General features: G+C 46.9%; 9 protein-coding genes. 6 read left to right on the plus strand and 3 right to left on the minus strand.

Annotated elements, in window-relative coordinates:
- The first annotated feature begins 16 nt into the window (after positions 1-16).
- Positions 17-463: a hypothetical protein gene (locus ACMJ0U_RS03725; RefSeq protein ID WP_417128265.1), complete on the plus strand. Its 447-nt coding sequence runs from the start codon at positions 17-19 to the stop codon at positions 461-463.
- Between the two features lie 73 nt (positions 464-536).
- Here the strand turns inward: ACMJ0U_RS03725 and ACMJ0U_RS03730 are convergent, their stop codons facing one another.
- Both ACMJ0U_RS03730 and ACMJ0U_RS03735 read right to left on the minus strand, forming a co-directional pair.
- Positions 537-1,841: a sensor histidine kinase gene (locus tag ACMJ0U_RS03730; protein WP_417128266.1), complete on the minus strand. Its 1,305-nt coding sequence runs from the start codon at positions 1,839-1,841 to the stop codon at positions 537-539.
- The gene (locus ACMJ0U_RS03735) at positions 1,831-3,204 is read right to left on the minus strand and encodes a sigma-54-dependent transcriptional regulator (protein ID WP_417128268.1); all 1,374 of its coding nucleotides are present in this window, start codon (positions 3,202-3,204) and stop codon (positions 1,831-1,833) included. Before ACMJ0U_RS03735 ends, ACMJ0U_RS03730 begins: the two co-directional genes overlap by 11 nt.
- Before the next feature lie 212 nt (positions 3,205-3,416).
- Here ACMJ0U_RS03735 and ACMJ0U_RS03740 point away from each other — a divergent pair, with 212 nt between their 5' ends.
- Genes ACMJ0U_RS03740 through ACMJ0U_RS03760 form a run of 5 tightly spaced genes read left to right on the plus strand, consistent with a single transcriptional unit; the run spans position 3,417 to position 11,487 of the window.
- Positions 3,417-4,787: a TolC family protein gene (locus ACMJ0U_RS03740; RefSeq protein WP_417128269.1), complete on the plus strand. Its 1,371-nt coding sequence runs from the start codon at positions 3,417-3,419 to the stop codon at positions 4,785-4,787.
- Positions 4,788-4,812: 25 nt separating this feature from the next.
- A complete protein-coding gene (locus ACMJ0U_RS03745) occupies positions 4,813-6,063 on the plus strand; it encodes an efflux RND transporter periplasmic adaptor subunit (protein ID WP_417128270.1) in 1,251 nt (416 codons plus the stop codon).
- 13 nt (positions 6,064-6,076) lie between these two features.
- Complete coding sequence (locus ACMJ0U_RS03750) at positions 6,077-6,703, plus strand: GIN domain-containing protein (RefSeq protein WP_417128271.1); 627 nt, start codon at positions 6,077-6,079, stop codon at positions 6,701-6,703.
- 35 nt (positions 6,704-6,738) lie between these two features.
- On the plus strand, positions 6,739-9,099 hold the full coding sequence (locus ACMJ0U_RS03755; RefSeq protein WP_417128273.1) for an ABC transporter permease: 2,361 nt from the start codon (positions 6,739-6,741) through the stop codon (positions 9,097-9,099).
- Positions 9,100-9,120: 21 nt separating this feature from the next.
- Complete coding sequence (locus ACMJ0U_RS03760) at positions 9,121-11,487, plus strand: ABC transporter permease (RefSeq protein WP_417128275.1); 2,367 nt, start codon at positions 9,121-9,123, stop codon at positions 11,485-11,487.
- A gap of 72 nt (positions 11,488-11,559) precedes the next feature.
- Here the strand turns inward: ACMJ0U_RS03760 and ACMJ0U_RS03765 are convergent, their stop codons facing one another.
- Positions 11,560-12,132 (minus strand): superoxide dismutase, encoded by a 573-nt coding sequence (locus tag ACMJ0U_RS03765; protein ID WP_117673694.1) that lies wholly within the window; start codon positions 12,130-12,132, stop codon positions 11,560-11,562.
- Positions 12,133-12,171 lie beyond the last annotated feature (39 nt).

Genomic DNA, 12,171 nt, shown 5'->3' on the forward strand with positions numbered 1-12,171 from the left:
TTTAAAATTTGATTTTATGAAAGTGCTATTAGTCGGTCTGGAACGTGTCGGAAAGCTGTTCTCTATGGAGTCTCTTTTTAAGAAGAAACTCACCGAAGCTGACATGACCGATGTGGAGGTAGTAACAGCTGAGATGACAGAATTTGGTTCTCCGGGAGGGAGAAAGTTGGAACGGAGCATGAACGAAGCTTTACGCGATGAAGCTGACTTCGTAGTAGTAATGGAGCCGTGGCAGAAAGATTTGCTGACTCGCTTTATGGATTATCGTAGCTGGCACAAAATTCATTTGTTTGCAGATATCTGTAAGCATAAATCTAAAGCCGACATGCCTTCATGTGATGTGGATTTTGGTTACAGGAATGGCAATGAGGAGATGAATGATGGATGTCGGAACTTATTGGAAGGACTGAAAATGCTTTTGAGGAAACGTGAGTCGGATTCTTCCGACTTGGCAATGGTTTAACATACCGTTAGTTGTTATGATTCAATTTATTTAGAGAAGCCTTGAATGAATGTAATTCAGGGCTTCTTTGCGTTTAAAAGAATTCTAGCACGAAAGTGGTATTCCATCCGTTGGTTTCTGCTTTCAGCAGACTGATACTGCCGTTGGAAAGTTTCATAATCTGTCGGGAAAGAGACAGTCCGATTCCGCTTCCTTCTTTTTTAGTGGTGAAGAACGGCACAAAGATTTCTTCTGCTTCCTTTTCGGGGATGGCAGGACCGTCGTTGCTGACATAGACTAAAATATGTTCTTCTTTAGTGGAATAGGCTCGTATATGGATTTTTCCTTTACTTTCTCCAATAGCTTGTGTGGCATTTTTGAGAAGATTGATAAGTACCTGACGAATCAGGTTGGGGTCGGCATACAGCATCAGGTCGTCCGGTTCAATCTGGAGAGTCAATTGAATATGCGAGGGGATTAAATGAATACTTTTTACCTGAAGGAGGAGCTCTTTCAGGTAGAACGGCTCTGGAGAAGGTTTTTGAAGCGCAGAAAACTTCCGGTAACTGTCTACAAAAGAAATAAGTCCGGTAGATGTTTCATGAATGGCACGTATACCTTCGTAAATCGGACTGTCTATTACGTCTTTTCGTAGCAAGAAGGTTTCGCTTAGAGAGGAAATCGGAGCGATGGAGTTCATGATTTCGTGTGTCAGTACCCTGGTTAGTTTTATCCATGATTCGAGCTCCTTTGTGTCCATTTCGTTACGAATATCATTCAGGGTAAGAATCTTTACTGTATTGCCTCCTAGTTCCATGATGGAGGCACGCACTAGCAGTTGGATTTCACCTTTAGAAGTAGCGTATTGCAGGTTGCATCGTTCCCCGGCAGGAAGCGAGCAGAGTAATTCAGGAATATCATTTCCATAACGCTCCAGTTGCTGCAGGGTACCGAGCGCCGGAAGTCCTAATAGTCTTGTGGCCGCTGGATTGGTCTGTATGATTTTGTTTTGTTCATTCAGTACGATAATGCCGGAACTGATACCTGAGAGAACCTGTTCATAAAACCGTTCCCGTTGTTCCATCAATTGTTTTTGTTCGCCCATCATGGCCCCGAACTCGTTGAGTGCATTTTGCAGAATACGTTCTCCTCCGATGAAGCCATGTGTAGGAAGGCGGAAAGAGTAGTCCCTGTTGCGGATGGCTTCCAGCATCAGCCAGCTTTTTTCGCGCAACTGTTTCTGGCTGGAATAAAACAGATAGATGGCTAAGGCAATCAGAAAACCTCCTATCCAGAGCCATTCGTTCTCATCCCGGCTGATACCGAGCGTCAGCAGTACGGTACCTCCTGTGAGGAAGGCGAGCCGTGCCAGCGGAGAAGATAACCATTTAGATGCCATGACGTTTCATCTTGTTGTAAAGTGTCTGCCGCGTAATGCCCAATTGTGCCGCTGCCTGTGACAAATTACCATCGCATTGTTCGATGGCTTTCTTGACGAGATTTTTCTCCATCTCGTCCAAGGTTTGCAGCGGAGTGTCTTCTTTATTCTCTTCGTGTATGCTTGGAGCATCCTGTCCCGAAACTTCTGTCAGTTGCAGGTTTTCGGCTTTCAACAGATTTCCTTCTGAAAGGATAACTGCCTTTTCAATGGTATGCTGTAGCTCACGGATATTTCCATACCAGGGATAATTCAGCAGACGCTGTTCTGCATCGGCACTGAATCCGGTCAGCGTGCGCAGGTATTGCTGATTATATTGTTCTAAGAAACGCTGTGCCAGAGGAAGGATGTCTTCTTTCCGTTCCCGGAGAGCTGGAATGTGCAAGTGGATGGTGTTAATGCGATACAGCAGATCTTCACGAAACTCTCCATTGTGTACCATTTCATCTAGGTTGCGGTTCGTGGCACAAATCAGCCGGATATTGGTCGGCTGGGGAGTATTGCTTCCCACCTTGATAAAATAACGCTTCTGAATCACCGTCAACAGTTTGGCTTGCAGATGATAGGGCAGGTTGGCAATCTCATCGAGAAACAAGGTTCCGCCATCGGCTGCTTCAAAACGTCCTACCCGGTCAGTGTGGGCATCGGTAAACGAACCTTTTACATGACCGAATAATTCGCTTTCAAACAGTGATTCGGTAATGGCTCCCATATCGACGGCCACCATCGGACTGTTGCGGCGGGGAGACAGCCGGTGAATTTCTCGTGCCAGCATATCTTTTCCCGTACCGTTTTCTCCGGTAATCAGGATATTGGCATCGGTCGTGCTGACCTTCTCAACCAACAATCGTAGCGGACGGATGACGGAGGAATTTCCCCAGTACATACTCGATTTTTCCGTCGGTTGTGAGGCCTGTTTTCCTTTCTTTTCGTTTCCACAGGCTTTGGCATAGGCTTCTTGCAGAGTCTGTACCAGCTTGGCATTGTCCCAAGGCTTTACAATGAAGTCGGTCGCTCCATCCTTCAGCCCTGTTACCGCTAAGTTGATGTCGGCATAGGCAGTGAACAATACCACTTGAATCTGCGGACGCAGCCGTTTGATTTCGCGCAACCAGTAAAGTCCTTCATTTCCGCTGTTGATGCCGGAAGAAAAGTTCATGTCCAGCAGCACCACATCAATCACTTCCCGCTGTAGCAGAGAAGGAATGGTTATGGGAGAATTCAGGGTGATTACTTGCTGGAAATATTCTTCCAGAAGATATTGCAGAGAAGTAAGTATGTTGCGGTTGTCATCTACAACGAGTAAAGTTCCTTGTTTTGCCATCTGTGATTGAGATTTTGCGACAAAAATAGGAATTTTCAAGGCATACCCCTCAAAAATGTCTAAAAAATATGTACAGTGACAAAAAATTAGACACTCATTGTCAAAAAATTAGACACTTGAGATTCTATGTAATATTCTATCTTATTGAAAATGAATTAAATAAAACTTTGGCACGGTATTTGAATGCTCTTTTGCGGATAAAAGAAAACAATATGAATAAAAAGAATCTATTACGCATGATGATTTGCTTCTTTTCCGGTTGGATGGGGCTGGAAGCTGCGGCACAAGATGTATGGGATGTAGACCGCTGTATGGACTACGCCGTACAGCACAACCGTACCGTCCGGCAGCGGGAACTTGAAGCAGACAATGCAAGGTTGGATCGCATGAAGGCTATCGGCAGTTTCTTGCCTGGGGTAAGTGCAGGTACCAGCATACAATATAATTTCGGTCGTTCGGTCGATCCGGAAACCAATACCTACAATACCTTGTCTACTTTCAACAACGGTTATTCCATGGAAGCTTCCATGCCTATTTTCCGTGGTGGGGGACTGGTGAATGAGGTGCGTCGGGCAAAGGCTGCCTGGCTGATGGGAAAAGCCGCCTGGCAGGAAGCCAAAGACAATACAGCGTTGGAGACTTTTCAGGCTTATATTGATGCCCTATATTGCTACGGCACTTTGCGACTGGCCCGCAAGAAATTACAGGAAAGCGATTCGCTGCTATACAAAACGCGCCGTCAGGAGGAATTAGGGTTGAAAGGCTTGTCAGATGTGGCCCAAATGGAAGCCCAGCAGGCTACGGACAGTTATAACCTCACCCGCCAGAAGAACTTGTATGAAACAGCTTTGCTGACATTGAAACAGAAAATGAATTTTCCGGCAGAAGATACTTTACAGTTGGATACTGCCGTACTCGATACACAAACACTTCAATATATTCAGTTGACTCAGGAGCGTGCGGACGATGTGTTCCGTATCGCACTGAATGTCAATCCTACCCTCCAGCAGGCTGCACTGAATGCGAAAGTAGCCGATATGCGCCGTAAAATTTCATGGGCCAATGTGGTACCGTCCATCACGTTGTTCGGTGGAATTTCCAGTTCCTATTATAAGGAACTTCATTCTACGGCTTATCCTGATTTCCGTACCCAGTTCAATAATAACTTCGGTTCCTACGTGGGTATCAGTATGAGTATTCCTATATTCAACCGGCTTTCAGGAGTAACCAGCATGCGGCAGGCAAAAAACAATTACCGCATTGCTTGTGAACAATATGAATCGCAGAAAGAGGAATTGCAGAAATTGGTGCTTCAGGCTGTACAGGACCGGGAAGGCTATCTGAAGGAGAGCATACAGATGGAAAAGAAAGTCAGTTCCGACTCGCTGGCCTATCATGTCACCCGGCGCAAGTACGAAGAAGGCCTGATGACCTCACTCGATGTACAAAACAATGCAGCCACCTTGCTTGAAAGCGAAACTTTACTACTGCAAAGTAAGCTGACCTACCTGATGAAATGCCGTCTGGTAGACTATTACAAGGGAGAAGAAATTATTCGCGGGTTTGATGACACAGACAAATAAATAGAAATTGAAAAAAGACGATATTATGGATATACAGTTAGAAAAGAAAAAAGGAATCCAGAAGAAACATCTTCCTTATATTGGGGGAGGAGCCGTTATTCTTCTGCTGTTGGGCTGGATTATTTTCGGCAATCATGCTTCTACATTGAAAGTCGATGGTAAGTCACTGAACATTGCTGACGTGACTTATGGAAAGTTCAATGACTATATCCGTGTGAACGGGCAGGTGCAGCCTATTTCCGTGGTACAACTCAGTCCCGAAGAGGGAGGTATCGTGCAGGAAAAGGTGGTGGAAGAAGGAGCTCACGTGAAGAAAGGCGACGTGATTCTCCGTCTCAGCAACTCCAACCTGGATTTGCAGATTCTGAATGCAGAGTCTGAATTGGCCGAAAAGCAGAACCTGCTCCGTAATACACAGGTCACCATGCAACAGGACAAGTTGAACAACGAAACCGAGAAAGTACAGCTTGACATTGATACGCGCCGCAAACAGCGTACGTTCCAGCAATATCAGCGTCTGTACAAGGAACGTCTTATCAGCCGCGAAGAATATCTTCAGGCCAAGGAAGATTATGAAGTGGCCCAGAAGAAGCATAAACTGATTACAGAACGTCTGGTGCAGGATTCCATTTACCGTAACATTCAGATGGATCAGATGGAAGATAACTTGCAGAACATGCGAAAGAATGTCTTGCTGATTCGCGAACGGAAGGATAAACTGGAAGTGCGGGCTACCATTGACGGAGAATTAGGATTGCTGGATGCGGAGTTAGGACAGAATATCAATGCCGGGCAGATGGTAGGGCAGATTAATGACTTGTCGGACTTCAAAATCGAGGCCATGATTGACGAGCACTACATTGACCGTGTGACCAGCGGACTGCCTGCTACTTTTGAACGTCAGGGCTCTTCGTTTGACTTAAAGGTGCGCAAGGTGTATCCAGAAGTACGTGAAGGACGTTTCCGTACGGACTTCATCTTTCAGGGCAACCGTCCGGAAAATATCCGTAGCGGACAGACCTACTACATCGATTTGCAGTTGGGTGAGCCTACCGAAAGCGTATTGATTCCGAAGGGTACCTTCTTCCAGGTGACCGGAGGCAACTGGATTTTCGTGGTCGATAAGGAAGGAAAGAAAGCCTATCGCCGTAAAATCCGTATCGGACGTCAGAATCCGCAGTATTATGAGGTGCTGGAAGGATTGGAAAAAGGCGAACGTGTCATCGTTTCCGGTTATGAGAGTTACAAAGACAATGAAGTATTGGTGTTAAACTAAAAAATAAATTGTGATGAAAAAGATAGTACGTATATTGGCAGGTTTGGTAATGGGTTTGATGTGTGTAAACTGTGCCAGTGCAAGAAGTGGTAACGAAGAAAAAGTAAGTGAAACCCGCAGTGTGAATCCTTTCCATTCCATTGAAGTGGAGAGTGTAGCCAGTGTGTATTTCACTCAGTCGGATACCTATTCTCTTCGTGTAGAGGGAGAAAAGAAAGGGGTAGACCAGACAAAGTGTACGGTGAAAGACGGAGTATTGCTGATTGCGTGGGCTGAGAAAGGAAAGAAAACTACCCGGAACGTGAACGGACTCTCTATTTACATCAGTGCGCCCGATTTGCAGAAAGTAGCTTTTGAAGGTGTCGGATCATTCAATTGCAAGTCCCGCCTGAACCTGAAGGATGTGAAGTTTGATGTGGAAGGCGTGGGCAGTCTGCACGTGACCGACTTGCACGCCCGGAATGTACAAGTCAGTCTGGAAGGTGTAGGAAGCGGTGAACTGGCCGTAGATTGCGAACACCTGGATGCCAGCATAGAAGGTGTCGGTAGTCTCACTTTAAGTGGAAAAGCTAAATCGGCTCAAATCTCCAAAGACGGAATCGGTAGCGTTTCTACCCGGAGGTTGAAAGTCGGTGAATAAATTTCGTAATTGCAGTATAAAAACACTTACCACTCATGAACACACTTCTTAGAAATTTCTCGCATACCTTCCGGCGTTTCTTTACGGCCAGTGTATTGAATCTGTTAGGATTGAGTATTGCGTTTGCCGCCTGCTTCGTCATCCTGACACAGGTGGACTACGACTATAACTACAACAAAGCCTATCCGGCACACGATCGTATTTACCGGGTAGAAGTGGATGCAGGCGGAGATTACGGCTGGCAAATCTGGCTGGCTCGTCCTTTCTGTGAGCTAGTGGGAGCTTCTTCTCCACACATACAGGCCATTTCAGTTACTTCATTGTCAAACAATAAGAATGATTTTGAAGTAGACGAACACATTTACTCTGAACCTTGGTTTACGGGATTTGGTGATTACCTGGAGGTATTTCAGCCTACTATGGTATGTGGAACGACTGCTTCGCTTAATGAACCCAATCATGCCCTGATTTCTGCATCCATGGCTCTCCGTTTTTTCGGTACTACAGATGCCATTGGTAAGACAATTTATGTAGACCGCAAATCCCGTAACCAGCCGTTGGTGATAGGAGGGGTTTATCAGGACATGCCGGAAAACTCTCAGTTAGGGAATTGTGTCTTTTCTTCCTACTCCCCGAACCTGAACAAAGATTCGTGGACAAACTGGAATTATGCCTTGTATATCCGGCTTGACAATCCGGCTTCATTGGCCGATGTCCGGCAGTCGGTGATAGAAGCCTGCAAGCGGATGATTCCAAAAGACCTGATTAGCGGAGAGGGAGAGGAAGACTGGGAGAATTTCATTCATTTTACACCGCTGGACGAAGTGCACTATTCTACGGTAGGCAACAAGGCGGCTACCAGTAAGGCGGCCGTTTACCTGCTGCTGTGTGTATCGGTACTGATTTTGCTGACGGCAGCAGTCAACTACATGAACTTCTCGCTGGCAGAAACTCCCATGCGGTTGCGTTCCATTAACACCCAGAAAGTGTTGGGTGCTTCCACACTCTCTTTACGGATGTATCTGTTGTTGGAATCCGTATTGGTTTGTGTGTGTGGCTTCCTGCTGTCATTGCTTTGGCTCTATCTGTTGCAAGATAGTTCTTTAAATACCCTGGTGGCATCCGACCTCTCTTTGATGAATCATCCGAACTTGCTGATAGCTTTGGGCGGAATGGCCGTGTGCATGGGCTTGCTGGCCGGAGCCTATCCTTCTTACTACGTCACCTCTTTTCCACCGGCACTGGTACTGAAAGGCTCGTTCGGTCTTTCCCCGAAAGGAAAGATGCTGCGTACGTTTCTGGTTTGTTTCCAGTTCTTTGTCTCTTTCATGCTGATTATTGCGGTAGGCATCATGTACCTGCAGAGCCGTTACATTCAGCACAGCGACTATGGCTATGACAAGGAGGTCGTACTGGTGGGAACGATTCCTTATGAATATCTCGATCGTAGGGAAGCGGTTGTCAGTGAATTGTCCGGACTTTCGGGTATAGAAGGTATTTCGATTTCCCAGTTCGTTTTAAGTTCAGCCGATAATTACATGTCGTGGGGAAGAGGAGAAGGAGAACATCACATACAGTTGGTTTGTTTTCCGGTAGATTACCGCTACTTATCTGTGCTTGGCATCAAGATTACTGAGGGGAGGAACTTTAAACCGGGCGACGGAGATGTGTATATTTTCAACGAAGCAGCCCGGAAGAAATATCCCTGGATGAAGGTGGACGAACCCGCTACTCCTGGTGATTATCCTGTGGTCGGATTCTGTGAGAATATTCGTTTCAGTAGTTTCCGCAACAACGATGCCGTAGAGCCGATGGCTTTCTTTATTTACGGAAAAGATTATGCAAATTGGGATGCCAACAATATCTTGAACATCCGGGTGGCTGCGGGAGTAGACAAAGTGGACATGCTTCACCGCTTGGCTGAGGCAACAGAAAAGATGGCACCGGGCCGTGATTTCAGATTCCGTTTCATGGATGAGGTGATTGACCAGAACTATCGTCGGGAACTGCGTTTCACCCGTCAGATTCTGTTGTTCTCCCTGATAGCCATTGTCCTCAGCATGATTGGTGTGTTCGGACTGACCTTATTTGAAAGCGAATACCGCCGGAAGGAGATTGGTATCCGGAAAATCATGGGAAGTTCCACTAGTGAGATTCTCTATATGTTTACCAAGCGTTATTTCGTCATGCTGGTGGTCTGCTTCGTACTGGCAGCTCCCTTCGGCTGGTGGATAGGGCATGACTGGCTGGAAAGCTTCTCCGACAAGACGCCTATCCGTGCCTGGGTATTTGTGGCCTCCTTCCTGCTGGTCAGTCTCATTACGGTGCTGACGGTGACGTTCCAGTGCTGGAAGAATGCCAATGAAAACCCCGTACGGAGTATCAAGACGGAATAGCACATTAAACCATAAAATACGATGAAAGGACTGAAAACTTATTTTACCTATCTTCACCGCAACAAACTGTTTACGTTAGTCAACGTGGCGGGACTGGGCATTTCCCTGATGTTCGTGCTGCTCATTGCCAACATGGTCGTGCGGCAGCTCACTGTGGGTAGCGATATAAAAGACATTGAGCATATTTATGTGCTGTCGAACGAGGAATACATTGCCAGCAATTACCTGGTGGGTGAACGGCTGGCCAGCCGTTATCCGGAAATGGCCGACTGGTGTGCCGTGAATGCTGAAGCCTATAACTCGGGCAGCTATGCGGTGGTAGATAACCGGAAAACCAGCCTCGAAATATATTGTGTGAAAGATAATTTCCTCCGTTTCTTTGGTTATTCGCTGTTGTCGGGAAATCCGGAACAGGCACTGGTCGATGAACACAGCATCGTGCTGACCGAATCGGCTGCCCGTAAACTGTTTGGGGATGAACCTGCGGAAGGCAAGATGCTTCGTTTGTCTGCAGACAAGAAGGAGATGTACACAGTGACAGGCATCATAAAAGACTTTGATAACTCTGTTATCCCCGATGAGGTAGAAGCTATTGTACCGTTCGATTATGTGGATTTTGTCAACTGGGGAAGCAGCATGCGCAATCCGGATATGAACAACATGGGAGGCACGGCGATATTGGTCCGTTTTCCTCAGGGTGTCAATCCCGGGCGGAAAGCTGCCGATATGTTGTCCTTTCTCAAAACCTTTTCCTGGGGATATCAGCATGACTTGTTCCGCGAGGCATTCTGGATGCCGTTGAAAGACGTGTGTTTCTCCGAAGTATTGAGTCCTCAGTTCCGTCAGTACAATCCGGTGAAAGTCTGGATATTCCTGGTAGCAGGTATCCTGATTCTGCTGATGGCCGTATTTAATTACGTCAGCATGTGCGTGGCACAAGTAAGCTACCGTGCCAAGGAAATGGCTACCCGCCGGTTGTTGGGCTCTTCCGCACGGAGCATCTTCTGGCGCTTGTTGGGAGAGTCGGCCTTGTTTACCACAGGAGCTTTTCTGCTGGCTTTGCTGTTGGCTAAGGCGGTGGAACCGACGGCTTGTAACCTGCTGCAAACACGGCTGGACATCTGGGGCGACTTAAACGCCATCACTTTGCTTATCTATCTGATAGGAATTATTCTGCTTTCCTTGCTGGCCGGACTGGTACCTGCCGTTCTGCTTTCTCACTACCATCCATTAGATGTGGTGAAAGGCACTTTCCGTCGGAAAACCAAGGCGGTGTACCTTCGGGCACTGTATGTGGTACAGAGCGGACTCACCGTAGCCATGCTGACTTGCACCCTCTATCTGTCCGCACAAATCTACCGGATTCTGCGTGAACCGTTGGGTTATACGTACGGTCATGTGCTCGACTATCCTGCCATGACAGTCGGTTCCTCCGAAAAGATACGTCTTTTTCGTGACGAAGCCCGTAAGAAGCCCTTTGTAAAGAATGTCTGCTTGACTGCCGGTACGCCTGTAAATCGGGGAAACAACAATACCACCCAGCTTTACGACAACAACGGGATACCTCAAAATGTCAGTTTTCAGGTATTCCGTACTGATTCGGCCTTTTTGGACATCTTTCACATCCAGGTGTTCGACGATAGGAAACTTCCACGGAAATGGGGGAACATGTATTTTTCCGAAAGTACGTTCGATTCTTTGCAGCTGGATTACGCGCGTACGGCAGAATTACGGAATGAATATGGCCGCCAGTATGCTGTAGGCGGACGGTATGCCGACATCAAATTCGGTTCCATTCTCCTTCCGCAGTCACCCACCATGATTTCAGTAGAGCATCCGGACAAAGTAAGGCCCTGGAACGTACTGGTAGAAACCATTGAAGGCGATCAGGCAGCATATAAGAGAGAACTTGATGCCTTGTTTTCGGAAGTGGTGGAGGGTATTTCCTTTGAATCTAAATGGTATGCCGATGAAATCAAGGAAGTCTACAAAGATTTGTTGCACATGCGTACTACTATTGTGGCCTTCACGTGTGCGGCCCTGTTGATTTCCCTGTTGGGACTGACCGCCATGAGCATTTATTTCATCAGCCAGCGCAAGCGCGACATGGCCATCCGAAAGGTTTTTGGTTCCAGTGCAGGTATGGAACGGGTACGACTGCTTCGTTTCTCCCTGCTGTCTTTGCTGGCAGGCATGCTGCTGGCCGTTCCTTTGGCATGGTTCGGTGTACAGCAGATAGACGGTATCCTGCACTATTCACCCATGGCGATGTGGGGCGTGTTTGGCATCGCCTTTCTGTTGGTAGCCTTGGTTTCTTTAGGCTCCGTGTGTCTCATCAGTTGGGGAGCCGTTCGTGAAAATCCGGTGAACCACATTAAGACCGAATAATTTTTCAGTGTGTGTAAAAACAGATAAAACAATCGGGACCTCCGCTCATTTGCCGAGGCCCCGATTTATATTTTAGAGACGGGCAGCTACTTTCTGCCAGTCCACCAGTGTCCAGAATGCTTCGATGAAAGCCGCCCGGCGGTTGCGGTAGTCAATGTAGTACGCATGCTCCCACACGTCGATAACCAGTAACGGTTTCAGTCCCTTCTTGAGCGGATTTCCGGCGTTCGATTCGCTGACGATGGACAAATGTCCGTCCTTGTCACTCACTAGCCAGGTCCATCCTGAACCGAACAGCGTGGTTGCTGCCTGTGTAAACTTCTCTTTGAAAGTTTCTACCGAACCGAAATCGCGAGTCAACGCATCTGCTAAAGGTTGAGGTATTTCCGGCTGCTGAGGAGTCAGTGTATCAAAGAAGAACGTATGGTTCCAGGTCTGGGCTGCATTGTTAAACATCGGTCCTTCCGCTTCCAGCAAGATTTGCTCCAGCGTTTTTTCTTCGTAAGGCGTGCCGGCAATCAGTTTGTTCAGGTTGTCTATGTACGTTTGCAAATGTTTTCCGTAATGATATTCCAGTGTCTCTTTGCTCATTTTCGGAGCCAACGCTTCCAGTTGATAAGGAAGTTCGGGAAGTAAATGTTTCATATTTTCTTGATTTAAAGTTGATAATTTTTCGTTCTATAA

Source organism: Phocaeicola sp. (assembly GCF_048170425.1).
In the GTDB taxonomy this organism is placed as follows: domain Bacteria; phylum Bacteroidota; class Bacteroidia; order Bacteroidales; family Bacteroidaceae; genus Phocaeicola.

Coding starts and splice junctions, on each gene's coding strand:
- ACMJ0U_RS03725 (WP_417128265.1), top strand. CDS start 17: ATGAAAGTGCTATTAGTCGGTCTGGAACGTGTCGGAAAGCTGTTCTCT.
- ACMJ0U_RS03730 (WP_417128266.1), bottom strand. CDS start 1,841: ATGGCATCTAAATGGTTATCTTCTCCGCTGGCACGGCTCGCCTTCCTC.
- ACMJ0U_RS03735 (WP_417128268.1), bottom strand. CDS start 3,204: ATGGCAAAACAAGGAACTTTACTCGTTGTAGATGACAACCGCAACATA.
- ACMJ0U_RS03740 (WP_417128269.1), top strand. CDS start 3,417: ATGAATAAAAAGAATCTATTACGCATGATGATTTGCTTCTTTTCCGGT.
- ACMJ0U_RS03745 (WP_417128270.1), top strand. CDS start 4,813: ATGGATATACAGTTAGAAAAGAAAAAAGGAATCCAGAAGAAACATCTT.
- ACMJ0U_RS03750 (WP_417128271.1), top strand. CDS start 6,077: ATGAAAAAGATAGTACGTATATTGGCAGGTTTGGTAATGGGTTTGATG.
- ACMJ0U_RS03755 (WP_417128273.1), top strand. CDS start 6,739: ATGAACACACTTCTTAGAAATTTCTCGCATACCTTCCGGCGTTTCTTT.
- ACMJ0U_RS03760 (WP_417128275.1), top strand. CDS start 9,121: ATGAAAGGACTGAAAACTTATTTTACCTATCTTCACCGCAACAAACTG.
- ACMJ0U_RS03765 (WP_117673694.1), bottom strand. CDS start 12,132: ATGAAACATTTACTTCCCGAACTTCCTTATCAACTGGAAGCGTTGGCT.